A 24341-nucleotide genomic window follows, 5' to 3' on the forward strand; every position below is an offset into this window, starting at 1 on the left:
GAACACTACGCCGGTCGGCTCAGCGGGGCCAGCCTCCGGTAGTCGGGCAGCGGGCTGTCGGGCGTGAGCACCTGGAGGCAGACCTGGTCGGCACCGGCCGCCAGGTGCTCGTCGATCCGCCGGGCGACGGCCTCCTCGCCGATCGCGACGAGCCGCTCGACCCGGTTCCGCTCGGTGAGACCGAGTCGGGCCCAGTTGGCGAGGTAGGGGCCGATGCCCGAGTAGAGGGCCACGTGCTCGTCGGCGCGGTCGGCGTGCGCCGGGTCGACCACCACGGCCTGCTCGACCACGAGGGTCCGGTCCGGGCCGAGGACCTCCCGGGCCTGCGCGGTGTGCTCGGGCGGGACGAGGTAGGTGATCGCGCCGTCCGCGTGGGTCCTCGACAGGGCGAGCGCCTTGGGGCCCAGGGCGGCGAGCACCCGGGGTGCCCTGGGCTCGGTGTCGGCGGTGCCGAACACGCGCTTGAGCGGGTCGATGGCGTCCATCTCCTCCAGGTGATCGCGTAGTGCCGCCAGCGGGCGCTTGTACTCCAGGCCCAGCACGCCCTCGACGACCAGCGGGTGGGAGATGCCCAGGCCCAGGACGAAGCGGTCGGGGAAGACGTCGGTGAGCGCGCGGGCGGCGACCTTGGTGCGCATGGGGTGGCGTCCCCAGATCACCGTGACGCCGGTGCCCACGACCAGCCGTTCGGAGGCGCCGAGCAGCAGGGCGGACTGCACGAACGGGTCGCGCATGAGTCCCTCGCTCAGCCACAGGGTCGAAAATCCCAGCTCGTCGACCTCCTGGGCCAGTTCGGTTGTCTCGGCTGCGGGACGGAAGTCCAGTCCGGCCAGCCACAGTCCAACTCGTCCGAGCGTCGGCATGGTGTCCTCTCTACAATCCGGAGTGTCGCTCCGATAATACGGAGTGGCACTCCGTTTCGTCGACGGGAGGGTTCCGTGCCACCGACCGGACGCGCCGACGCGCGCCGCAACCGCGAACTGCTGCTGGAGGCCGCGCACTCGCTGTTCACCGAGGTGGGCGTGACCGACGCGGCGATGAACGACGTGGCGCGGCGCGCGGGCGTGGGGCCGGGGACCCTGTGGCGCCACTTCCCGAACAAGGACGCCCTGCTGGCCGAGGTGATCGGCGCCGACCTCGACCGGCTGGCCGACCTCGCCGACGCGACGTCCGGCGATCGGCTGCGCGACTGGGTGGGCGCGCTGGTCGCGCACATCGCGCGGTACCGCGGCGTGGCCGAGGCGCTGGCGCGCGCCGTGGTGGACGGGCCGTTGGCCGGTCGCTGCCACGGGTTGGAACGGGCCGCCGCCGGGTTGGTCGACCGTGCCCGGTCGGCCGGTGTCGTGCGCGACGACCTCACGTGGGTCGAGGTGGTGGACCTGGCGAAGGCCGTGGCCTGGGTCGGCGAGTCGACGCCGGCCGCGGCGCGCTACGTGGACCTGGTCTTCGAGGGGCTGGTCACGCGGGTCCGCTGATCACGCGCCGATCCGGGCGTCCTGGTCCAGGTGGTCGGCGTGGTAGAGCGCCTGGGCGAGCAGGTCCTTCACGTGGTGGGTCGCGGCCGAGTAGTAGACGAACGTGCCCTCGCGCCGACCCTGGACCAGGCCCGCGAGCCGCAACTTGGCCAGGTGCTGGCTCACCGACGTCGGCGTCGCCTGCGCCAGTTCCGCGAGGCAGGCCACCGACGACTCGCCCTGCAGCAGCGCCCACAGCACGCGGATCCGCGTCGGGTCGGCCAGCATGCGGAACGTCTCGGCCGCCAGGTGGACCTGCTCGTCGTTCGGCATGTCGAAGTCCGGCAGCTCGCGGTGCATGTCCCGGAGTCTACAACTTGCGCATGTGCGTATCTTCGCAGTTGCGCAGGTATGTATCGAAGGAGGACGCATGGGCCGCGGAGACGGGCACGGACATGGGCACCGGAAGGGCCTGCGGTGGAAGCCGCACCGCCACACGACCGCCGACCGCGTCGACCCCGCGTTGGAAGGCAGCCGCAAGGGGGTCCGCGCGTTGGTGCTCTCGTTCGCCGCGCTCGCGGTCACGGCCGTGGTCCAGGCGGTGCTCGTCGTGGTGACGGACTCGGTGGCCCTGCTCGGCGACACGATCCACAACTTCGCCGACGCGCTGACCGCCGTGCCGCTGGGCATCGCGTTCGTCCTGGGCCGTCGCGCCGCCACCCGCCGGTTCACCTACGGGCTCGGCCGGGCCGAGGACCTGGCCGGGCTGGTGATCGTGCTGCTGATCGCCGGGTCCGCCGCGCTCGTCGGCTACGAGTCGGTGCTGCGCCTGGTCGACCCCAGACCGGTGGCGGAGGTGGTGATCGTCGCGGCGGCGGGCCTGGTCGGCTTCGCGGGCAACGAACTCGTCGCCCGCTACCGCATCCGGGTGGGCCGCGGGATCGGGTCGGCGGCACTGGTCGCCGACGGCCTGCACGCCCGCACGGACGGGTTCGCCTCGCTGGCCGTCGTCCTGGGCGCGGTCGGGGTCGCGGCCGGTTTCCCGCTCGCCGACCCGATCGTGGGCCTGGGCATGACGGCGGCCATCCTGCTCGTGCTGCGCGACTCGGCGCGCGAGGTGTTCGGCCGCCTGCTCGACGCCGTCGACCCGGCGACGGTCGACCTCGCCGAACGGCACGCGCGCGACGTGCCCGGTGTGGTGCGGGCGGAACGCCTGCGGATGCGCTGGATCGGCCACAGCCTGCGCGCCGAACTCGCGGTCCTGGTCGACCCGGTGCTCGACGTGGCCGCCGCGCACCGCATCGCGCACGACGTCGAGGCCCGGCTCAAGGCCGAGGTCCCGCACCTGGGCGCCGTGACCGTGCACACCGAACCGGCCGAGCGGTCGGTGATCGGGGCCTGATCGTCACGGCCGGCGGACCGGACGGGCGCCACGACCCAGCCCGGCGGTCCACCAAGCGTTCACCCGGCGTTCTTCTCCGCATGGTCACTTCGCGCGTCAAAAGTGTCGCGAGGACTGGAAGATCGCGGCGGAGCGTGAGGGGTGAACGTGGTCAAGCGCCGGTTGTCCATCGGTCTGGCGGTGGTCCTGCTGCTGGCCGTCGTCGCCGTCGTGGTGTGGGGGCGGCCCGGCGGCGGGGAGTCCGACGCCACGGCCACGACGACCGTGCGCGGTGTCGTCGGGTCCGAGAAGCTCGCCTTCTTCGCGGACCGGCGGGTGGTCGAGGTCTTCGCCCGCAACGGTCTGAAGGTGGAGGTCGACCCGGCCGGGTCGCGGCAGATCGCGACGACGGTCGACCTCGGCCGGTACGAGTTCGCGTTCCCCTCGTCGTCGCCCGCGGCGCAGAAGATCCAGCGGGATCGGAACGTGACCGCCGTGTACACCCCGTTCCAGTCGCCGATGGCGGTCGCGACGTTCGAACCGATCGCCGCACTGCTGGAGTCGGCCGGCGTGGTGCGCAAGGGCGCCGGGGACTACCGCGTGGTCGATGTGGCCAAGTACCTGGAGATCACGGGCACGCGCTGGGACCAGCTGCCGGGCAACACCGCCTTCCCCGCGCGCAAGAACGTCCTGCTGACCACCACCGACCCGGCCGAGTCCAACTCGGCCGCGATGTACCTGGCGATCGCCTCGTTCGTGGCCAACGGCAACGCCGTCGTCGGCACGCCCGACCAGGAGGAGAAGGTCGCGCCCGTCGTCGGGAAGCTGTTCCAGGACCAGGGTTACAAGCAGAACAGCACCGAGGGCCCGTTCGAGGACTACCTCGCGGCCGGGATGGGCAAGGCGCCCCTGGTGCTGGTCTACGAGTCGCAGTACGTCGACCGGCTCGTGCGCGGCGACGGGTCGATCCGGCCGGACATGCGCCTGCTCTACCCCGCGCCGACCGTGTACTCGAAGCACACGCTGGTCCCGTTGTCCGGCAACGGGGACCGGGTCGGCAAGCTGCTCGCGACCGACCCGGAACTCGGCCGCCTGGCCGCCACGTTCGGGTTCCGCACCGCGGACCCCCGGCACTTCGCCGAGGTCGTCGGCGACAAGGTGCCCGCCGACCTGGTCGACGTCGTCGAACCGCCCTCGTTCGACACCCTGGAACGCCTGCTCGACCGGATCGCCCGGTAATGGACGACTTCGCCCTCGCGCCGCCGGAGCCGGTGGCGGCGGTCCCGGTCGACCGCGCGGCCGGACTGGTCGCGATCGCCGACGAGGCCGCCACCACCCGTCGTGCCGAGGAGTTCGCCGAGCGGCTCGGCGCGCTCGACGTGCGCTCGCCGGAATTCGGTGCCGCCGTCGACGAGCTGCTCACGGTCGGGGAGGCCGACATGCGCGCGGCGGCGGGCGTCGCGGCGGTCATGCTGGACCGGGTGGTCGAGACCGGCACCGCGCCGCACGCACCGGTCACCACCAGTCTGGCCGACCTGCGCCGCACGGTCGCCGAACTCGACCCGGACCGGCTCCCGCTCACCGGGCGCAAGCTGCTCGGCATGTTCCCGGCGGCCAACGCCGCGAAGAAGGCCCTGGACCGCTACCGGGCCGCCGGCGCACCGGTGGACGCGCTCGTGCTCGACCTGCGTGCCCGCCAGGACCGCCTCCGGCGCGACAACGCCGTGATCAAGGGCGAACGCGTCCGACTCTGGCGCACGCTCACCGGCCTGTCCGAGGCGGTCGCGTTCGCGGCGGCCGTGGACGCGGCGGTCGACCGGCAGGCGGAGATCTTCGACCTGGCCGATCCCGACCGTGCCCGCGCGTTGCGCGCCGACGCCCAGTACCCGATCCGGCAGCGCCGGCAGGACCTGCTGACCCAGCTCGCGGTCACGGCCCAGGGCTACCTCGCCCTGGACCTGGTGCGGCGCACCAACGACGAGCTGATCCGGGGCGTGGACCGCGCCGTGACCACGACCGTGGCCGCGTTGCGGATCGCCCTGCTGGTCGGCGGTGCGCTCGCGAACCAGCGCGACGTGCTCGACGAGGTCGCCGCGCTCCAGGCCACGACCGACGGGCTCATCCGGGCCAACACCGACCTGCTGGGCCTCCAGGCGGCCGAGGTCCGCGCGGCGAGCCGGGACCCGGCGGTCGCGGTCGACACCCTGCGCACGTCGTTCGACCGGATCTACGCGGCCATCGACGCGGTCGACGGGTTCCGCGCCGAGGCCGTGCGCTCCATGGGGGTCACCGTCGACGCGTTGTCCGACGAGGTCCGCCGGGCGCAGGACCACCTGCGCCGCTCGCACCGCACCGAGGGGGATGGATGAGGAAGGCACTCGCCGCGGCACTGGTCGTGCTGCTGGCGGCCACGGGGTGCGCCGACGGGCCCGAGGCGGACCCGATCGGACCCGCCCGGCCCGGCGTCCTGCGCGTGCTGGCGAGCAGCGAGCTGGCCGACCTCCAGCCCGTGCTCGACGAGGCCGCGAAGGCGACCGGCGTGGAGGTGCGGTTCGCGTTCACCGGCACGCTCGAAGGCGCCGAGGCGTTGGCCAAGGGCGAGGTCGACGGGAAGTACGACGCCGTGTGGTTCTCGTCCAACCGCTATCTGTCCGGCGTGCCCGAGGCCGCGAAGCGTTTGGGGACCGCGACCGGCATCGCCGGGTCCCCGGTCGTACTGGGCCTGGCCGAGTCGACCGCGAAGCGGCTCGGCTGGACCGACCGGCGGCCCGGCTGGAAGGAGATCGCCGAGACCGCCGGCCGGGGCGGGTTCCGCTACGGCATGACCGACCCGTCCGCGTCGAACTCCGGGTTCTCCGCGCTGGTGGCCGTCGCGTCCGCGCTGGTCGGCACGGGCACGGTCGTGGACGCGGCGGGGATCGAAGCCGCGACGCCGGGACTCAAGGCGTTCTTCGGCGCGCAGGCCCTGTCCGCCGGGTCGTCGGGCTGGCTGTCCGAGGCGTACGCGCGCCGGTCGGCCGAGGGCGAGGCCAAGGTCGACGGCCTGGTCAACTACGAGTCCGTGCTGTTGTCGCTCAACGATTCCGGCACCCTGCCCGAGCCGCTGCGGGTGATCTACCCGAGCGACGGCGTGGTGTCCGCCGACTACCCGCTCACGCTGCTCACGTCCGCCGGCGACGACGCCCGCGAGTCGCACCGCAGGCTCGGCGAGTACCTGCGGACGCCGGCGGCGCAGAAGCGGATCGTCGAGACCACGGCCAGGCGCCCGGCCGTGCCCGGTGTCGACCTGGACGGCCGGTTCGCCGTGCGCGACCTGGTCGAGCTGCCGTTCCCGACGGCCGCCGAGTCCGTGGACGCCCTGCTGACGGCGTACTTCGACGAGCTGCGCCGCCCGTCGCGCACCCTGTACGTGCTGGACACGTCCGGGTCGATGGCCGGCGACCGGATCGCCGGGCTCAGGTCGGCACTGGTCGGCCTGACCGGTGCGGACGGGTCGATCACCGGCCGGTTCCGGCGGTTCCGCAACCGGGAGGAGGTGACGTTGCTGCCCTTCAACACCGGACCGGGGTCGCCGAGCACCTTCACGGTGCCGGACAAGGACCCCGGTCCGGAGCTGGCTCGGATCAAGTCGTTCGCCGAGGGGCTGGGCGAGGGCGGGGGCACGGCCATCTACGACAGCCTGGCCGCCGCCTACCGGGTGCTCGGGCCGCAACTGGCCAAGGACCCGGACCGGTTCACGTCGATCGTGCTCATGACCGACGGCGAGAACTCCAACGGGTCCGACCTCGACGACTTCAAGGCCACGTTCGGCGCGTTGACGCCGCAGCTCAAGCGCGTGCCCGTGTTCACGGTGCTGTTCGGCGAGGGCAGCGGCGCCGAACTCGGCGAGGTCGCGGCGATGACCGGCGGCAAGGTGTTCGACGCCCGCGAGGTCAGGCTCGGCAAGGTCTTCCAAGAGATCCGCGGCTACCAGTGATCCGGTACCTGGGGTCCACGAAGAACCTCGTGGGCTGCGTCGGCGGCCTGGTCGGGCTGGTCCTGCACCTGACCGGCGTCGTCGGCGCGCTGTGGCCGGTCGTCGTCGCGGCGCTGTACGCGGTGGGCGCGCTGCTCGCCCCGCCGGAGAAGGTCCGGCTGGTGCGCGAGGACGCGGCCACCGAGGCGTCGCGCGTGCGCACCGGGCTGGCCGAGCTGGTCGGGCAGGTGGAGGCGCACGCGTCGCGCCTGCCGGAGTCCACTATGGACAGTGTCCGGCGGGTGGCCGGCGTGCTCGACGACCTGCTCGGCCGCGCCGACCGGCTGGCGGCCGACCCGGACCTGCGGCACACCGTGGTCCGGCTCGCCGGCACCGACCTGCCGCTGTCCGTGCAGACCTACCTGAACCTGCCGTGGTGGCTCGCGGTCAAGCGGCGGGCCGACGGCGAACCGAGTCCGGCCGAGGAACTCGTCGGCCAGCTCGCGCTGCTCGACGCGCAGGCGCACGACGTCGCCGAGCGGCTGTTCGCCGCCGATCGCGACCGCCAGTCCGACCATACGCGTTACCTGCGGGATCGGGACGGGTACGACGGGTGACCTTCGCTAGACTGCGGCGTGTGTACGTCGACGTCCCGCGACTCGTTGACGAGCTGAAGGCGCTGCGCAAAGGGCGTGGCGTGCACAGCAGTCCGATCGACCGGCGCGTCGGCGAAGGACTGCGAGAGGTGCTCGCCCTCGACGCCGGCGCCGGGACCGCGAAGCTGCGCGACGAGGTCGCCGGCGTGTTGCGCGACCTGGCCGTGGGCCTGCCCGACGACCTGCGGATCGCGGTCTCGGCGGCGTTCGCGTTGGACGACGACGTCCGCCTGCCCCTGTACCAGGAGCGGGTGGCGTGGACGGCCCGGCGCCTGGACCGCGACCAGCGCACCGCGCGCCGCCGCATCGACGAGGGCATCGTGCGCCTGGCCGAACTCGCGATCGCCCGGCACAACGGCGGCACGGCGGCCCGCTTCGAGCCGCTGACCGAGTGGCACACCGCCGCGTTGACCGTCGTGCTGACGCTGGACTCGGACGTGCCCGAGGCGCTGGAGTTCCGGACGGTCGTGGCCAACCGGGACGACGTGCGCGGCGTCGACCTGGCGTTGACCGCGCCCGCGTCCGGTGGTCCGGAGATCTCCGTGCTGTACGGCGGCACCCTGGCCCGAGTGCACAAGGAAGCGACCGACCGCTACGGGTTCCGGCTGGTGCTGCCCGAACCGCTGACGCGGGGCACGCGGCATGAGTTCGGGTTGCGGATGCGCGTGCGCGACATGCGGCCGTACTACGCGTGCGTACCGCGCCACCCCTGTGCCGAGTTCGACCTCCGGGTCCGGTTCGCCGCGCGGCCCCGGCGGGTGGTGCGGCTGGCGGGCGTGTTCCAGAACGACGCGGGGGACCGCGCGGTCGACGGCGACGAGGTGGCCGTGGACGCGATCGGCGAGCTGCGCCAACGCTTCCACGACCTGACGCCGGGCCTGGCCTACGGCGTGCGCTGGGAGCCGTGACGGGAACGGATGCCCGGAGGAGTCCACGCGACGGCGGTGCGGACGCTCCGCCAGGGCGACCGTCGAGCCCGACCCGGCGTCCGGTCGGATCGTCCGCACCCGACCGGACGCGGACACCCTTCTCCGTGTCCTGACACCGCGCGGAGGGTGCGGCTACGGCGCGTGCCGTGAGTCGTGACCCCACCCGGTCTCGCCCCGGTGCCGGTCCAGCACCTGGTCGAACAGCGCGACCCGCTTGGGGAAGAGCTGGAGGAGCATCTGCCCGAACGAGGCCCGCCGGTCCGTGGCCAGGTCGAGCACGTCCCGCAGGTGCGACAGGGCGTCGTCGACCAGCGCCCGCGCCCGGGTCGGGTCGCCGGTGTGCGCCAGGGCGATGCCCAGGTCGACCTTGGCCTCCAGCGTGTCCGGGTGCGCGGCGCCGAGCGCGGCGACCTGGCGGCGCAACAGGCCGTCGAGGATGGCGCGCTGGCGGGGGAACTGGCGCAGTCGTCCGCAGGCCAGCCCGATCACCAGCCTGGTGCGGTAGCGCAACGCGTGGTCCTCGCCGAGGTGGCGGGCCACCAGTTCCTCGGTCCGGATCAGGGTGTCCAGCGCCTGGCCCGGCTTGCCCAGCGTCACCAGGGCGCGGTCCCGGTGCACGGCGGCGGTGAGCGTGAGCGGGTCCTCCTCGCCCAGCGTCCGCCGGTAGCGGGCGTGCAGTTCGTCCAGCCGGTGCTCCCAATGGTCGGGGCGCGGGTCGACGTCGGCCAGGTCGAGGGCGAGCGTGGCCTCGGCCCGCAGGCCCTTGGCCTCCAGGCAGCGGTCGTGCAGGTCGAGTCCGGCCGCGGCGTGGTCGGCGAGGACCTCCTCCGTCAGCCGGTGCGCGGTCGCGGGCTGCCCGGCCTGCAGGTGCAGTCGGGCGAGTTCGAGGCGCAGTTCGGCCCGGCGGTCGCGCCAGGCCGGTTCCCCCGGCGCGCGTTCCAGCACCGGCGCGAGCAGGGCGATGCCCTCGACCGGCCGACCCCGCAGCCGGCGGCTCACCGCCGCGGCGAGCGCGGCCAGGAAAGAATCCACAGTGGACAGACAGGTCGGCGGTCCGCCGGGCGCGGACGGCTCCGCGTCGGGGTGGTGGCCGAGGTGGTCGAGCGCACGCGCGGCCAGGGCGCGGGCCACGTACCGGGTCCGGTCGTCGACGGCCAGTGCGACGGCCCGACGCGCGTCCGCACCGGCCGCCTCGAACGCACCGGCCGCGATCTTGACCCGGGCCGCGTCGACCAGGTCGCGCGGATCGTGCGGCACCACGGCCGACGCGTCGTCCAGCATCGCCGCGGCGACACCCGGTTCGCCGATCCGCTCATGCCACCGGGACACCAGCCGCAGCAGTCCGGCCCGCCCGGTGTCGGGCACGAGGTCGACGGCGGCCAGCGCCCGCGCGTGGTACCAGAGTTCGACGACGTCGGGTGTCGTGAGCAGGCGTGACAGCACGGCGGCGGCGGCCCGGGCCACGGCGGCGAGGTCGGCGGGCGAGTCGACGCGCACCACGGCCGCGCCGACCATGGGGTGCACGCACCAGCCGCCGTCGGACTGCCGGGCCAGCCGCAACACGGCCAGCCCGTCCAACGCGTCGGGCACGTCGGTGCCGGGCGCGACCACGTCGACGACGGCCACGATCAGCGGCTCCGGCAGCGGCGCCGCGTCGAGCAGCGCGGCCAGCCGCAGCACGGTCCGCGCACCGTCGCCGACCCGCGCGAGGACGTGGGCCACCAGGAAGTCGACCAACGACCGCGGATCCCCGGCCGGTGCGACCGCCGCCGCGTCCGGGTCGACCCGCACCGCCGCCGCCGCGACGGTCAACGCCAACGCGTGTCCGCCGGCCAGGTCGAACACCGTCGGTGCCGGTGTGAAGCGTGGGTGGTGCGGCGTGGGTCCGGCGAAAGGCTTCCGGCGCGGCGTCGTCGTGGTCCGGGGACGGACGGGCACCGCCCGGTGGACGGTGGACGCCGACATCGGATTCCCGGTGGCGTGGCCCGCCGGACCCGTGTCGTGCGAGCCGGTGTCGGTCCCGATCGCCGCGTGCCGGGACCGTGCGGTGTGGCGGGACCGGTCCAAGGCCGCCCTGGGTAACGGCAGGGCGTGCACGGCCAGCAGTTCGGCGTCCACTGTGGACAGCGGATCCAGGTCGACCGTCGACCACGTCCACCGGCCGGGCACGCCGCGACCGGTCAGCACCGTGCAGACGTGGCGGGACGGGATGACGAGCTGGTCGAGGGTCTCGGGGGCCAGGTCGGGCGGCACGTCGTCGACCACCCACAGCACGCGCCTGCCCAGGGCGTCGAAGTGGTCGGCCACCAGCCGGCGCAGGCGTCGCCGCTCCACGCCCTCCACCGCGATGCGCAACGCCACCGCCACCCGCCGCACCTCGGCGTGGTAGCGGGCCAGGGTCTCGGCGTCGTCGCGGCCCGCGCCCAGCGGCCCGGTCCAGTGCACACCGCCCGGGAACACCGCCCGGAACAACGCCGCGTACCGCTCCACCAGGCTGGTCTTGCCGATGCCGTCGGCACCGCGCACCAGCACCACCGAACCGTCGTCCCGCAACGCCTCGTGCACACGGACCAGCTCGGCGAGTCGACCGACGAACCCGTCCGCGCCGACGTCGTCCCCGGTCGGCCCGAACGGCGCGTCGACCAGCGCCACGCTCTCGCGCACCCGATGGAGGAGGTCCACCTCGCCGCGCGGTGCCGTGTCGGGGTCGACCGTGAGGACCCGGTGCCCGTGGGCGCCGGCGGCCCGATGCGCCGCGAGCAACGACCACAGGCCGGCGGGCAGCCGGGGATGGGTGGCCGAGGAGTAGGCGAGGAAGACCTTGGCCGACGCCAACGCGTCCGGACGTGGCCGCGAGGTGTCGTCCATGAACACGTCGAGCCCGGCTTCGGCCAGCTGCTCGGCGAACGCGGTCATCACGGCGCGGTCCTCCTGCGCATGACTGATGAAGACGTCACGGACCTTGCCGGCGGCGGGCAGCGCGAGGGTGCGCAGGCCCGCGACGTCGCCGAACTCGCGGTGGGCGAACGCAGCCCAGCGCGCCAGCGCGTCGGTCTTGGCCGACTCGGTCAGGACGAACCACGTGTCGCTGTCGGCGTCGGTCGGCAGCCCGGTCGCGTGGCGCCAGATCTCCTCGCCGAGGTACTCGCGGGCCAGTCGGGCGGCCGGCCCCCGGGTCGACGCGAACCCGACCAGGCACACGCACACGGGCAGGGCGAGCGGGTCGCCGCCGTCGAGTCCGATGCTCAGCCCGCCGTGCCGGTCGACCTCGGCCCGGGACGTGCCGGGCAGCACGTCGACCAGCAGCGCGTCGTCGTCGGCGAGGTAGGTGAGGGTGATCGACGGCGACGCGGTCCACGCGATGCGCGCCGGCACCCGGTCGACCGGATCCGTGTTGCCCGCGGTGGTCATCTCGCCCCCTCTTGCCCTCGGACCTGGTTGTCCACTTTCCGGATACGTGCCGGGGGTGGTCGAATGTGACCCGAAAACTTGACAAAAAGTGGTCAATCCGGCGGTGGTCCGTCGAGGAACCGGGCCACCTTCCAGCGCGCTTTCTCCAGCGCGTCCTCGTCGGTGCACGGCCGGCCCTGGTGCCAGGCCAGGTAGGCGTTCAGTTCGCGCGAGCCCAGGCCGATATGGGTGCGCAACTTGCGCATGGCCCGTTCCTTGACCTTGCGGGCGTATGGCTCCTTGACGCCGAGCGCGGCGGCGAGTTCGCGCGCGGCCGTCGCCGGGTCCTCGGCGAGCAGCAGGAGCAGTCGGAACTGGTGGTCGGTCACGTCCGCCGAGCGCAGCAGGTCCGCGACCCACTCGCGGTCGCCCGGTTCGGCGACGTGCCAGCGCTCGTCGGGCACGTCGGGCAGCTCGGCGCGCGGCTCGGGTACCCGCCGCGCGGCTTTGAGCAGGTCGAGCGCGGCGTACCGGATGCAGTTGTCCACCCAGCCCAATAAGCCCTCGTGGTCGGGGTCGACGGTGGACTGGCGCAACAGCCGCTCGCACGCCGACTGGTACACCTCGGCCGGGTCGATCCCGTACCGGCGGGCGTGCACGGCCACCCGCCGCCGGAACTCGTCGTGGTACCGGCCCAGGATCCGGTCGACCACGGTGTGCCCGGCGCCGCGCCGCCGCTCGTGCTCACGGCGGATCTCGGCCGGCGTGCGCCGGTTCTGCGGGTGGCGGCCGGTGGGGTCCATGTTCCTCCTACGCGGCACGGCCGCGCACTTGTGACAGCCGGGCCGCGTAGCGAGAATGCCTTGCCGCGCAGGGGGAACAGCAGACCGAAAGAGGGACAGTAAGTGGACAGTCCCGGCCGGCACCCACGCCGGGACCGACCCGCGGACTAGATCATCGGCGCGAAGTACGCCGCGACCACCGCCGCCACGACCACGACGAGCGCCGACCCCGCGAGCAGCCACGGCGAGATGCCCGGCTCCTCGGGCAGTTCGTGCTGGGCGCCGTAGCGCACCACCCCGGCACCCGGTCGCACGGCGGGCAGCCGGAACTTGCCCGACGGCAACGCGAGCGGCGCCTGGCTGTGCGCCATGGGCAGCGGCGACGGCCGGTTGGCCAGCCACGCGTCGACCGCCTCCAGCTTGCCGTTGACCGTGCGGCACAACGTCTTCGAGTGGTCGGCGACCGGAAGCGAGCGGGGCTCGATCTCCAGGCGTCGCAGCACTTTCCGGTCCGCGCCCGACCACGAGCACGCGAGCAGCATCGCCTGGTGGTACCCGGCGATGATGTCGTGCCGGCGGCCGGTGGCCTCGGCCGCGATCAGGTCCGCCCGCAGCAGGTGCCGACGGGCCTCCTCGCGCCGCTCGGCGACCTTGTCCCGGCCCTCCTGCACGCGCCCGTCCACCTCGGCGACGACCGACCGGCCCCAGCGCAGCCGGTCGCCCAGCAGGTTGCCCCGGGCGCCCGCCATGCCCAGCAGGACCACGAGACCGCCCAGCACCAGGCCGACGACGGAGGCGAAGACGGCACCCTCCACCGCGGGCAGTCCGGTCGCCCCCGCGAGCAGCGCGACCCGCACCGCCGCCACGACGGCCGTGCACAGCGCGGCGGCGAGCAGCCACCGGCACGCGGTGCGCAGCTTGCGGTCCGCCTCGGCCACGCCGTCCAGACCGGGGTCCTGCGGGTTGAGCGCGCCCCGGCGCAGTTCGCGGTTGTAGTCGCGGACCGCGTCGCGCCGGTCCACGTCGTCGCGTTCGGCCTGCGTGTAGACGTGCAGCGCCCGTTCGATGAACAACGCCTGCCCGACCGCGAACGCGGTGCCGATCACCCACTTGAGCAGCATGTCGCTCGACCCCTGGAACCCCAGTCCCAACAGGGGTTTCCACAGCAGGAACACGTCCAGCAGGGCCAGCACGAACGCCGCGATCACGACCCACACGTGCTCGATGCGGTGCTTGCGGTGCCGGGTGTCGCCGTCGGCCTCGCGCTGCGTGGCCAGCACCTGGTCGCGTTCGTGGTCGGAGATGAGCCGACGGGCCGTGGTCGCGCCCTCCGTGCCGTCGACCACCTCGTCGAGCACGGTGTCGGTGTGCTCGATCCAGTCGAGCGCGCCGGCGGCCGAGGCCGCGGCCTCCTCGTAGGTGCGCAGCGCCTCCCGGTCCTGGTCCTCGGTCCGGTCGGCGGCCCACTTCTGGCACTGGGCGGCGGTCTGCTCCAGCGCGCCGATCGCGAGGTCGTCGACGTCGCCGTCGGCCCACGGCTTGCCGGTGCCGATGTCCACGACGTTGTTGTAGGCGTCGAAGGCGACCGACCAGACGCCGATGTCGGTCGTGCCGTACGCCCGGCGCAGCCGGTCGGGCAGCTCGCCGTCGTAGACGGTGCCGACCGGCAGCAGGGACTCGGGACGCGGCGGTGCCTCGGTGCCGCCGTGCCGGGACTTCTTCGTCATTGCTCGCGCCTTTCTAGCGGGGGAGGAGGTCGATGACGACGACGCGCTGCGCCGGGGAGTCGGGCGGCGCCGAGGCGTCGCCGCGCCGGTCGAACCCGGCACCGTCGGTGGTGATCGAGGCCCGGGCCACACCGGAGTCGGCGAGCAGCCCGGCGATCACGTCGGCCCGCCGCTTGGACAGGTCGCGCGCGCCGGCCGGGTCGCCGAACCGGGCGCAGTACCCGGTGATCCGGATGTCGTACGAGCCGGTGGCGATCTTCTCCACGATCGAGCCGAGCTGCGCCTTCGTCACGCCCGCGTCGAGCAGGTCCGGGCTGTCCGGGTGGAAGGCGAGGTTGTCCACGCGGCCGGGCTGGGCGGGCTTGGTCGGCGGTGGCGCGAACAGCGGCACGGCCGACACCTGGGACGCCTTCGACCACGCCGGGTCGGACGTGCTGTCGTGCAGCGGGTCGGCGACCGTGGCGCGCAGGCCCGTGCCGAGCTGTTCGACGAACGCGGTGCGCCAGGACTCCTCGACCGGGCCGAGCGGCTGCTGGTCCGGTCCGATCGGGTCGAGCAGCACCGGGTGCAGGTCGACCCGGCCCAGGTCGAGGCCGGACAGCTCGGCGCCGACGAGCTGGTCCGCCGCGGCGCCGGGGTCGGCCGCCGTCAGCGTGCCGACCGCGAGCGGCGGCACGGAGCCGGTGAACAGGGTCGTGGAGAACCAGACCTCGACCCGCCCGTCCCGTTCGGCCGCCGCGTCCGCCGCCGTTCGCAACGCCGCGTACAGGGAGAATCCCGACCGGCTGACCGCGACGTCGGCCATCCGGGTGGCCAGGTCGTCGAGGCGGGTGTCGAGGACCTTGGTCCGCCGCGCGTCGTCGGGCTCGGGATCGCCGTCGTGCATCACGGCCAACGGCATCTCGCCGGCCCGCTCGGCGCGTTCCCCGATCGCGTAGGCGACGAGTTCGCCGCCGCCTTTCGCGCCGAGTTCGCGGACCCGTTCGCGGATCTTGTCGGGTATGCCGCCGGGTGCGCGGGTCGACTTCTCCGCGAGCCACACGACGTGCGACTCCGGTGGCTCCTTCTCCACTCCGAGGACGATTCCCAACGCCACCAGCAGGACGACGACGGCGACCGCGCCCTTGACGATCAGGCCGGTGCGATCGGGTCGGTCGGCCCGGCTCCCGCGCGGCTTCGCTCTCCCTCTGACCTGGCCATACCGGTTGCTCATACTTCCGATACGCCACCGTGCCCGCGATGTGTGACACCACCGTGCGCGAATCTCAGTCCGACCACTCCTGGCAAATGTGCGTCTGCATGTCCAGTCCATTTCCGCTGGGCGTTCCCCGACTGTCGGAACCGTTATCGAGGACCCCTGCCCCTGTGTTAGCCCGGTGGTCGACGAATCGGCGCCCGATGTGTTCGGAGAGTTTTCGTCATATTTGCGGGTCCGCGGTCGCGACCGGGCCGCCGCCGCACGCGCGGCGAAGTCGGCGGACAGACCCGACTTCCGGCTGTGTCGGCGTACCCGATCAACTACGTAACGTCACGCGGCGGATGCCAGCCACCCGTAAGTGAGGGGGAAGTGTGCGAAGACTGTTGATCAGCGCGGCCACCGTCGCGCTGGTGACCACGACCGCTGTCGTGCCGACCACCGCCGTGGCCGCGCCGCAGCCGTCGACCGAGCAGCCGACGGCCCAGGTGGACGACCTGCCCAACCCGTTGGAGGCCAACCGGCGTGCCCTGCGCCAGGAGGCCCTCGCCAAGGTCCTGACCGGCGAGGCCACCAAGGAGAAGCGCGGCGCGAGCACGGTCGTCAAGCTCGGCAGCAAGCAGAAGAAGGGCGCCAAGGCCAAGGTCGGCCAGTACGTCGAACTCGAGCGCGAGAAGGTCGACAAGATCTTCGTCGTGCTCGCCGAGTTCGGCGACGAGCGGCACCCGCAGTACCCGGACCAGGACACCGCGCCCGGCACGCCCGGACCCGTCCGCTTCGACGGCCCGAAGCACAACCAGATCCCGCAGCCCAACCGCGCCGTGGACAACACCACGATCTGGAACCCGGACTTCAGCCGCCAGTACTTCCAGGACCTGTACTTCTCCACCCAGCCGGACGCGAACTCGGTGGCGAACTACTTCGACAAGCAGTCGTCGGGCCGCTACAGCGTGTCCGGCACCGTGACCGACTGGGTCAAGGTCCGCTACAACGAGGCCCGGTACGGCCGTTCCAACGGCTATCCGTGCGCCGGCAACACCTGCAACAACGCGTACGACCTCGTCCGTGACGCGGTCGCGCAGTGGGTGACCGACCAGAAGGCCGCCGGCAAGACCCCGGAGCAGATCAAGGCGTCGCTGGCCGAGTTCGACCAGTGGGACCGCTACGACTACGACGGCGACGGCGAGTTCAACGAGCCCGACGGCTACGTCGACCACTTCCAGATCGTCCACGCCGGCGGCGACCAGGCCGACCGCGACCCGTGGCAGGGCGAGGACGCGATCTGGAGCCACCGCGGCTACGCGTTCAAGAACTACAACACCGGTCCGGGCACCAACAAGCTCGGCGGCGCACCGATCGGCGACACCGGTCTGTGGGTCGGCGACTACACCATGCAGCCGGAGAACGGCGGCGTGAGCGTGTTCGCCCACGAATACGCGCACGACCTCGGTCTGCCCGACCACTACGACACGTCCGGTGGCGCGACCAACGGCGTCAACTGGTGGTCGCTGATGGGCCAGACCCGCGTCGGCGAGCCGAACGAGGCGCCGGGCACCCGGGCCAACGAGCTGTCCGCGTGGGACAAGCTCCAGCTCGGCTGGCTGGACTACGAGGTGGCGGTCGCGGGCCAGGAGCGCACCTTCGACCTCGGACCGCACGAGTACAACACGGACAAGGCCCAGGGCCTCGTGGTCGTGCTGCCCGACGTGGAGAAGACGTTCGACTACGGGGCGCCGTTCGCCGGCTCCCGGATGTGGTGGAGTGACAAGGGCAACGACCTCGACCACTCGCTGACCCGGTCCGTGGACCTGACCGGCAAGACGAGCGCGGCGTTGACGCTCAAGGCGCGCTACGACATCGAAGAGGACTTCGACTACCTCTACGTCGAGGCGCAGAACGCCGACGGCAGCTGGACCCAGCTCGACGGCACGGTCGGCGGCAAGCCGTTCGTCCGCGACTCGGGCGACGCGCCGGCGGTCAGCGGCTCCTCCAACGGCGGGTGGGTCGACTTCCGGGTGCCGCTCGACGCCTACGCGGGCAAGAACTTCAAGCTCCGGTTCGCGTACCGCACCGACGGCGGCCTGGCGTTGCAGGGCTTCTTCGCCGACGACATCACGGTCACCGCCGACGGCGCACCGTTGTTCGTCGACGGCGGCGAGGCCGGCACCGGCGCGTGGACGCTCAAGGGCTTCCGCACGACGGCCGGCACGGAGACCAAGAAGTTCGACCAGTTCTACGTGGCGTCCAACCGCACGTACGAGTCGTACGGCAAGTACAACCGGACCGGTCCGTACCGGTACAGCTTCCCGGACAAGCCCAAGTGGGTGGAGCACTTCCCCTACCAGGACGGCCTGCTCGTGTCGCTGTGGGACACCGCGTACCTGGACAACAACACCAGCGAGCACCCCGGTGAGGGGCTGATCCTGCCGATCGACGCCAACCCGGCGCCGATCTACAACCTGGAGGGCCAGGCGTGGCCCGCCACGGTCGCGGGCTACGACGCGCCGTTCGGCCTCCAGAAGTCGGACTCCTTCACGCTGACCGTCAACGGGAAGAAGTCCTACGTGCGCGGCCAGGCGGCCAAGCCGGTCTTCGACGACACCAAGAAGCACTGGTACGCGGAGACCCAGTTCACCGGCGTCAAGCTGCCGGCGGTGGGTGTCGGACTGCGCGTGTTGTCGCAGTCGGGTACCTCCCTGAAGGTGAAGCTCTTCAGCACCAAGTGATGCGCCGGCGCCGGACGTGATCGATCCACTGTCACGTCCGGCGCCCCGGCGGCGATGTAGACGGACATGCAGAGATCCCACGGTGCCGCCGTCGCCGCCGTCCTCTTGTGTGGACTGACCGCGTGCGCCCAACCGTCGGACGATCGGGCGTCCACCGCGTCCTCCTCGGAGGTGGCGGCGGGGCCGGTGCGGGCGAGCCTGTGCGACCGGCTCAAGCTCGCGGACCTGACCTCGTGGATGAAGATCGGCGGGTCGCCCGTCGACCAGGCGACGTGCGCCGCGCAGGGCAGCGGCGAGGCACGCGCGTACGGCCGCTGGACGTTCCCGTCCGGGTCCGTCGAGTACATCGAGATCGTCGTGCAGGACGACAAGCGCGCGGACGGCAGCCGGCTCTTCGACGAGCTGCGCACCGCGTACCCGGCCCACGAGCAGCGGACCGTGGCCGGGCACTACGCCCGGGTCGCGAACACCCGCGGCAAGACGCTGATCAACTTCCCGGACCTGGCCGAGCCGGTCGACATCGTCATCGTGACGAAGTCCACCTCGGGTACGGGCGCGGAGGAGACCTACGCCGGGATCAGGACGTCCCACTTCGGCGCGTTCGAACAGCTCGTCCCCGCCCTCGTCGGCGGCTGAGCGGGCCTGTCCCGACACCCCGCCCCGCGTCGGGGTGTCGGGGCGCGGCGCGGACGTTCACCCGGCTGAGGGAGCCTGAGCGCGTGTTTCGGGGTGCCTGAGTGGAGGACTCGCGCGCACGGTGACGCGGGCCGGTGCCGGAGCGCACGACTCGCGGTGTCCGAACGCATAACTCGCGCGTTTGCGTGACGGGTGGTCACCGCGTGCTATTGCGGTTATGACGCCCGCTGTCCCGCGGTGTGATTGTCCGCACGCGGTTCGAGGTGATTCGGCGGGTCCGGTGCGTTTGCCGACGGTTCGTGCCGGGCGCGTGCCGACGGCACCAGAGCGCTGGCCGCCACGACGAGCAGCAAGCCGAACACGACGGGCCACCACAGGCCGTCCGCCAGTGCCAGCACGAATTGAATGACCGCCAGCGCCAGGAACGTCGCGATGAGCGCGATCACGGTCCACTCGCGGGTGTGCCGGCGCCGTGCGGGCCGAACTCCACCTTGCGTTCCCAACGTCCACCTCCAACCGATGCTGACTGAGCCATCGGCGCAGGGGGCGTCCGAGTTACAAACGGCCCGGGGCGACCCGTGAAATAAAGCGGGATAATTGCCCCGGAACGAACGGCACCGCCGCGCGGGCGGGCGGCGGTGCCGGTGCGACCGGAGGTCAGGAGCCGTGTGCCTCCTGGAACTTCAGCAGCAGGCTCTGGGGGATGCGGCCCCGCTCGGAGACCTCGTGGCCCTCCTGGCGGGCCCATTCCCTGATCGCCTGGTTCTGCTCGCGGTCGCCGCCCGCCTTCACCGCGGTGCGGGAGGTCGCGCGCTGCTTGCGACCACCGGCACGACGAGCGCCCGCCACGAACGGCGCGAGCGAGTCGCGCAGCCGGGTGGCGTTGTCCGACGAGAGGTCGATGGCGTACTCGACGCCGTCCAGGCCGAACGTCACGCTCTCGTCCGCCGTGGTTCCGTCCAAGTCGTCGATCAGTTCGACGATGGTCTTCTGGGCCATCTCGGGTGAATCCAATCCGTCGCGCCAACAGGGTGTGGAGTGCCGCTGCGCACTTCAACGGGCGACCGGCTCCGCATTGCCGCGCACTATACCTACCGAACCGAACCCCGGTGTACTCGAACGGGCCTTTTTCGAAATGCCCGGCCGTGTTTACCCTCGGTGCCCGGACGGAATGCCGTACGTCGACCCGGAGTGGAGCCCCATGACCTACGACGTGGCCGCGCTGCGTGCCCGGATTCCCTCGCTCGCCTCGGGCGTGGCGCATTTCGACGGTCCGGGCGGTTCGCAGGTGCCCGACGCGGTCGCGGACGCGATCCGCGCCGCCCTCACGTCCTCGATCACCAACCGGGGTCGGGTGACCGCCGCCGAGGCCGCCGCGGAACGCGTCGTGGCCGACGCCCGCGCCGCGCTGGGCGACCTGCTCGGCGTCGACCCGCGCGGGGTCGTGTTCGGCCGCAGCATGACGCAGTTGGCGTTCGACTTCGCCCGCACGCTGTCCCGGACGTGGCGTCCCGGCGACGAGGTCGTGGTGACGCGCCTCGACCACGACGCGAACGTGCGGCCGTGGGTGCTCGCCGCCGAGTCGGTCGGCGCCACCGCGCGGTTCGCCGATTTCGACCCGGACACGGGCGAGTTGACCGTCGACCACGTCGTGGCCGTGCTGTCCGACCGCACCCGGCTGGTCGCGGTCACGGGTGCGGCCAACCTGATCGGCACCCGGCCGCCGCTCGCGGACATCGCCCGCGTCGTGCACGACGCGGGCGCGCTGTTCTTCGTCGACGGTGTCCACCAGGCCGCGCACGTGTCGGTGGACGTCGAGGCGTTCGGCGCGGACTTCTACGCGTGCTCGCCGTACAAGTTCCTCGGCCCGCACTGCGGGGTGCTCGCGGCGCGGCCGGAGCTGCTCGAAGGGTTGCGGCCGGACAAGCTGCTGCCGTCCACCGACGCCGTGCCCGAGCGGTTCGAACTCGGGACGCTGCCTTACGAACTGCTCGCGGGCTGCACGGCGACCGTGGACTTCCTGGCGGGGCTGGGGGAGGGGGACGACCGGCGGTCCCGCCTGGTGCGGGCGTTCACCGCGATCGAGGCGCACGAGGGCCGGTTGCGGGCGAAGGTCGAGGCGGGGCTGGCCGGGCTGCCCGAGGTGAACGTGCGGTCCCGTGCGGTGTCCCGCACCCCCACGCTGCTGCTGACGTTCGCCGACCACGATCCGGCGGCGGCGTACCGGTTCCTGGCCGCGCGCGGAGTGAACGCGCCGGCGGGGTCCTTCTACGCGCTGGAGACGTCCCGTCACCTGGGCCTGGGCGACTCCGGCGGCCTGCGCGCGGGGCTCGCGCCGTACTCGGACGACGACGACGTCGACCGCCTGCTGGCGGGGTTGGCGGCGTTCGTGCGCGGGTGACCGGCACCGGCCCGTCCGTCCACAGTGGATAGACCACGGCGATAGCCCGAATGGCGGTTGTCAAATGTTGACGTGATCGGGATAGTGCGGGCTTCCCAGTGCAATGCCGTTACGCGATATGGGGGTAACCGGGCTTGGCTCGTCCAACCCGCCCGCCGGTGGACGAGGCACCGCCGTCCGCCGGGCTGCGCCGGATCATGTTGCTGATCAAGGTGTTCTCGTGGTTGTCCGGTGCCGCGTTCGCCTTCCAGCTGGTGTACTCCGGCACGGGCCCGCTGTGCTTCGCCGTCGTGGCGCTGGTGCTCGTCGTCGTCGCCACGTGGCTGCTGCTGCCCGACCGCGACCCGTGGGTCGTCCCGCTGATCGAGGGGCTGGTCGCGTGCGGCGCGTTCGCCGTGCTGCCGACCTCGCAGCCGATCGTGGGCTTCCTGTTCGCGGTGACCGTGCGGCGGTCGTCGCGCGGGGGCGAACACCGGTTCCCCTTCAAGGCGTTGCCGGTCGTCGTCGGGTACGCGCTGGGCCTGCTCGGGTCGATGGTGTTCGGCTCGGGCAGCATCACGTTCGGCAGCGTGATGCCGTTGGCGGGCCTGCTCGTCGGCACGACGGCGCTGTACGAGGTCGTGCGCTCGGCCGGTCTGGTCCGCGACGCGCACCGGACCGTCGAGGCGGTCGTGCGTGCGAGCCCGGTCGGCCTGGTGCTGGTCGACGCCACCGGGACGCCGCGACTGCGCAACGCCCGCGCGAACGCCCTGCTCGACCCCGGTCCGGTGCCGTGCCCGCACGGCCCGGACGTGTCGCGGTGCGAACGCGGCTGCCGCACCGACGACGACCCGTACGAGGTGCGCGTCGACCGGGCGGACGGGACGAGCCGGGTGCTGTCCGTGCACGCGGTGTCCGTGGAAGGCCCGGACCACACCGTGATCGCGGCCGTGGACGTGAGCAAGCGTCGGCAACTCGAGGACGCGCTGCGCACCCGCGCGGAACGCGACGAGCTGACCGGCCTGGTGTCGCGGGCGCACTTCCTGCACCTGGTGGACGAGGCGTTGCGCACCGGCGAGGTCGTCGGCCTGCTGGTGCTCGACCTCGACCAGTTCAAGGAGGTCAACGACACCGAGGGGCACGAGGCGGGCGACCGCTACCTGGTGTCGGCGGCCGAGCGGATCAACCGGGCGGCCGGTCCGGTCGCGACCGTGGCCCGCCTGGGCGGTGACGAGTTCGCCGTGCTGGCGCCCGGCCACGACGTGCGCGAGGCCGCCCGCCTGGCCACCCACATCCTCACCGAACTGGGCCGGCCGCTCACAGGCATGGGCTACGAGGTCGTCGTGCGGGCGAGCGTGGGCATCTCGGTGGCGGCCGAGCCGGGCATGCCGACGGCCGTGCTGCTGCGCGACGCGGACACCGCGATGTACGTGGCCAAGCGCGAGGGCGGCGCCCGGATCCGGGTGTTCCGGCGCGAGATGGGGGAGCGGCTCCTGGCACGCCAGCGCGACAAGGCCGACCTGCGCGTCGCCGTGGACGAAGGTCAACTGGTGCTGCACTACCAGCCGATCGTGGACCTGGCGACGTCGGCGGTGACCGGCTTCGAGGCCCTGGTGCGGTGGCAGCGGCCCGGCCACGGGCTGCTCGGGCCGGGCGCGTTCATCGACCTGGCCGAGGAGACGGGCCTGATCGTGCCGCTGGGCAACCGGGTCCTGGTCGGCGCGTGCGAGCAGGCGGTGCGCTGGCACACGCAGGGGCGGATGCTGGGCGTGACGGTGAACGTGTCGACGCGGCAGCTCTCGTCCGCGTCGTTCCTGACCTCGCTGGACCGCGCGCTGGCCACGACCGGGCTGCCGCCCGCGCGGTTGACGCTGGAGGTCACCGAGTCCGTGTGGGCGGACGAGTCGGCCATGAAGGCGTTGATGGAGGTGCGGGGCACGGGCGTGCGCGTCGCCCTGGACGACTTCGGCACCGGGTACTCGTCGCTGAGCTACCTCCAGCGCTACCCGTTCGACGTGGTGAAGATCGACAAGTCGTTCACGTGGGCCCTGGGCGACACGGCCCGGACCGCGGGCGTGGTGCGCTGCATCATCGACCTGGCCGAGGTCCTGGGCGCGCACACCGTCGCCGAGGGGATCGAGACGCCGGCCCAGGCCGCGTGGCTGCGCGACGCCGGTTGCGCGTTCGCCCAGGGCTACCTGTTCGGCCGCCCCGACCTCCCCGACAAGTGGCCGGCCTGACCGTCAGGCGCGGTCGTGCAGGGTGATCCGGTAGCCGTCGGGGTCGGCGAAGGTGAACGTCCGGCCGAAGGGGCCGTCGATCGGCGCGGACACGATGGTGTGGCCGTCGGCGGCCAAGGCGTCGTGGATGTCCTGGACGTCCGTGGCGTGCAACCAGATGGCGACGCCGATGCCGGGTTGGGCGACGGCGTCCGGATCGGTGCCCGGGACGATGTCGCGCAGGGCGAACGCGATCGGCTTCGTCTCGAAGACGACGGCGTGCGGCGGTCCGGCCGGTGAGCGCACGAGGCCGAGGTACCGCTCGTAGAACGCCTGCGAGGCGGCGAGGTCGCGGGCCTGCAGCGAGATGAAGTCGGGTCCGGTGGTGGGCATGTCCGTGCTCCTTCGTCGTGTGTCAGTCTTCTGACACGGGACAAGGTATGTCAGAATACTGACATGAGTCAAGACGGGATCGACCTGGAGACCTCGCTGGGTTACCTGCTCAAGGAGGCGTCGAGTGCCCTGCGCGTGGCGATGGAGGAGGTGTTGCGCCCGCTGGGGATGAGCGTGACGCACTACGCCTGTCTGGAGTTGCTGGCGCAGCGGCCGGGTCTGTCGAACTCCGAACTCGCGCGGGGCGCGTTCGTGACCCGGCAGACGATGAACGTGCTGCTCCGGTCCCTGGAACGGGACGGCTACGTGACCAGACCCGAGGCGGCGCCCGTCGGGAAGGTGCTCCCCACGCGGCTCACGCCGCGCGGTCGGCGCAGCCTGGGGAAGGCGACCGCGGCGGTGCGGTCCGTCGAGGACCGGATGCTGGCCGGGTTGGGCGGGGACGAGCGGGCGGCGGCGTTCCGGATCCTGCGGAGCATGGTCCGTTCCCTGCGCGAGGGCGAGGCATAGGAGCGACG

The 24341-nt window shown here is 72.7% G+C and carries 21 protein-coding genes; 12 read left to right on the top strand and 9 right to left on the bottom strand.

Translation table 11 applies throughout. From position 1 onward, the window contains the following. Window positions 1–5 precede the first annotated feature (5 nt). Window positions 6–863 (bottom strand): TIGR03620 family F420-dependent LLM class oxidoreductase, encoded by an 858-nt coding sequence (locus tag F4559_RS12780; protein WP_184668660.1) that lies wholly within the window; start codon window positions 861–863, stop codon window positions 6–8. A gap of 75 nt (window positions 864–938) precedes the next feature. Here F4559_RS12780 and F4559_RS12785 point away from each other — a divergent pair, with 75 nt between their 5' ends. Next, complete coding sequence (locus F4559_RS12785) at window positions 939–1475, top strand: TetR/AcrR family transcriptional regulator (RefSeq protein WP_184668662.1); 537 nt, start codon at window positions 939–941, stop codon at window positions 1473–1475. Here the strand turns inward: F4559_RS12785 and F4559_RS12790 are convergent, their stop codons facing one another. Continuing rightward, window positions 1476–1814 (bottom strand): ArsR/SmtB family transcription factor, encoded by a 339-nt coding sequence (locus F4559_RS12790; RefSeq protein ID WP_184668663.1) that lies wholly within the window; start codon window positions 1812–1814, stop codon window positions 1476–1478. A gap of 70 nt (window positions 1815–1884) precedes the next feature. On the opposite strand from F4559_RS12790, the gene F4559_RS12795 reads away from it, so the two are divergent. The 6 genes from F4559_RS12795 to F4559_RS12820 all read left to right on the top strand — a co-directional run bounded on the left by F4559_RS12795 (window position 1885) and on the right by F4559_RS12820 (window position 8354). Then, window positions 1885–2856 (top strand): cation diffusion facilitator family transporter, encoded by a 972-nt coding sequence (locus F4559_RS12795; RefSeq protein ID WP_184668664.1) that lies wholly within the window; start codon window positions 1885–1887, stop codon window positions 2854–2856. Window positions 2857–2997: 141 nt separating this feature from the next. Next, window positions 2998–4074 (top strand): hypothetical protein, encoded by a 1077-nt coding sequence (locus F4559_RS12800; protein WP_184668665.1) that lies wholly within the window; start codon window positions 2998–3000, stop codon window positions 4072–4074. Next, the gene (locus F4559_RS12805) at window positions 4074–5204 is read left to right on the top strand and encodes a toxic anion resistance protein (RefSeq protein ID WP_184668666.1); all 1131 of its coding nucleotides are present in this window, start codon (window positions 4074–4076) and stop codon (window positions 5202–5204) included. The genes F4559_RS12800 and F4559_RS12805 overlap by 1 nt, the downstream gene beginning before the upstream one ends. After that, window positions 5201–6811, top strand: a complete 1611-nt coding sequence (locus F4559_RS12810) for a VWA domain-containing protein (protein ID WP_184668667.1) — start codon at window positions 5201–5203, stop codon at window positions 6809–6811. The genes F4559_RS12805 and F4559_RS12810 overlap by 4 nt, the downstream gene beginning before the upstream one ends. Beyond that, on the top strand, window positions 6808–7407 hold the full coding sequence (locus F4559_RS12815; protein ID WP_184668668.1) for a hypothetical protein: 600 nt from the start codon (window positions 6808–6810) through the stop codon (window positions 7405–7407). The genes F4559_RS12810 and F4559_RS12815 overlap by 4 nt, the downstream gene beginning before the upstream one ends. A gap of 20 nt (window positions 7408–7427) precedes the next feature. Continuing rightward, on the top strand, window positions 7428–8354 hold the full coding sequence (locus F4559_RS12820) for a hypothetical protein (protein WP_312865617.1): 927 nt from the start codon (window positions 7428–7430) through the stop codon (window positions 8352–8354). 153 nt (window positions 8355–8507) lie between these two features. Here the strand turns inward: F4559_RS12820 and F4559_RS12825 are convergent, their stop codons facing one another. The 4 genes from F4559_RS12825 to F4559_RS12840 all read right to left on the bottom strand — a co-directional run bounded on the left by F4559_RS12825 (window position 8508) and on the right by F4559_RS12840 (window position 15487). Beyond that, entirely contained in the window at window positions 8508–11786 is a 3279-nt protein-coding gene (locus tag F4559_RS12825; RefSeq protein WP_184668669.1) for a TIR domain-containing protein, read from the bottom strand. Window positions 11787–11878: 92 nt separating this feature from the next. Further along, the gene (locus F4559_RS12830) at window positions 11879–12568 is read right to left on the bottom strand and encodes a hypothetical protein (protein WP_184668670.1); all 690 of its coding nucleotides are present in this window, start codon (window positions 12566–12568) and stop codon (window positions 11879–11881) included. A 146-nt stretch (window positions 12569–12714) separates the two neighbouring features. Then, window positions 12715–14274: a hypothetical protein gene (locus F4559_RS12835; protein WP_184668672.1), complete on the bottom strand. Its 1560-nt coding sequence runs from the start codon at window positions 14272–14274 to the stop codon at window positions 12715–12717. Window positions 14275–14287: 13 nt separating this feature from the next. Continuing rightward, the gene (locus F4559_RS12840; protein WP_184668673.1) at window positions 14288–15487 is read right to left on the bottom strand and encodes an OmpA family protein; all 1200 of its coding nucleotides are present in this window, start codon (window positions 15485–15487) and stop codon (window positions 14288–14290) included. Between the two features lie 356 nt (window positions 15488–15843). On the opposite strand from F4559_RS12840, the gene F4559_RS12845 reads away from it, so the two are divergent. After that, on the top strand, window positions 15844–18195 hold the full coding sequence (locus F4559_RS12845; protein ID WP_184668674.1) for an immune inhibitor A domain-containing protein: 2352 nt from the start codon (window positions 15844–15846) through the stop codon (window positions 18193–18195). A gap of 66 nt (window positions 18196–18261) precedes the next feature. Continuing rightward, entirely contained in the window at window positions 18262–18831 is a 570-nt protein-coding gene (locus F4559_RS12850) for a hypothetical protein (protein WP_184668675.1), read from the top strand. A 215-nt stretch (window positions 18832–19046) separates the two neighbouring features. On the opposite strand, the gene F4559_RS12855 is transcribed toward F4559_RS12850, so the two are convergent. Next, window positions 19047–19277, bottom strand: a complete 231-nt coding sequence (locus tag F4559_RS12855) for a hypothetical protein (protein WP_184668676.1) — start codon at window positions 19275–19277, stop codon at window positions 19047–19049. 211 nt (window positions 19278–19488) lie between these two features. After that, on the bottom strand, window positions 19489–19830 hold the full coding sequence (locus tag F4559_RS12860) for a histone-like nucleoid-structuring protein Lsr2 (RefSeq protein ID WP_184668677.1): 342 nt from the start codon (window positions 19828–19830) through the stop codon (window positions 19489–19491). A 202-nt stretch (window positions 19831–20032) separates the two neighbouring features. Here F4559_RS12860 and F4559_RS12865 point away from each other — a divergent pair, with 202 nt between their 5' ends. Beyond that, complete coding sequence (locus F4559_RS12865) at window positions 20033–21232, top strand: cysteine desulfurase-like protein (protein WP_184668678.1); 1200 nt, start codon at window positions 20033–20035, stop codon at window positions 21230–21232. Window positions 21233–21366: 134 nt separating this feature from the next. Then, the gene (locus tag F4559_RS12870; protein ID WP_184668679.1) at window positions 21367–23451 is read left to right on the top strand and encodes a putative bifunctional diguanylate cyclase/phosphodiesterase; all 2085 of its coding nucleotides are present in this window, start codon (window positions 21367–21369) and stop codon (window positions 23449–23451) included. Window positions 23452–23454: 3 nt separating this feature from the next. Here F4559_RS12870 and F4559_RS12875 read toward each other — a convergent pair whose 3' ends face one another. Next, window positions 23455–23823 carry a VOC family protein gene (locus tag F4559_RS12875; RefSeq protein ID WP_184668680.1) on the bottom strand — a complete coding sequence of 123 codons (369 nt, stop codon included), beginning with the start codon at window positions 23821–23823 and terminating at the stop codon, window positions 23455–23457. 63 nt (window positions 23824–23886) lie between these two features. On the opposite strand from F4559_RS12875, the gene F4559_RS12880 reads away from it, so the two are divergent. Beyond that, window positions 23887–24333: a MarR family winged helix-turn-helix transcriptional regulator gene (locus tag F4559_RS12880; protein WP_184668682.1), complete on the top strand. Its 447-nt coding sequence runs from the start codon at window positions 23887–23889 to the stop codon at window positions 24331–24333. Window positions 24334–24341: the final 8 nt, after the last annotated feature.

The sequence above is a fragment of the Saccharothrix violaceirubra genome (assembly GCF_014203755.1).
In the GTDB taxonomy this organism is placed as follows: domain Bacteria; phylum Actinomycetota; class Actinomycetes; order Mycobacteriales; family Pseudonocardiaceae; genus Actinosynnema; species Actinosynnema violaceirubrum.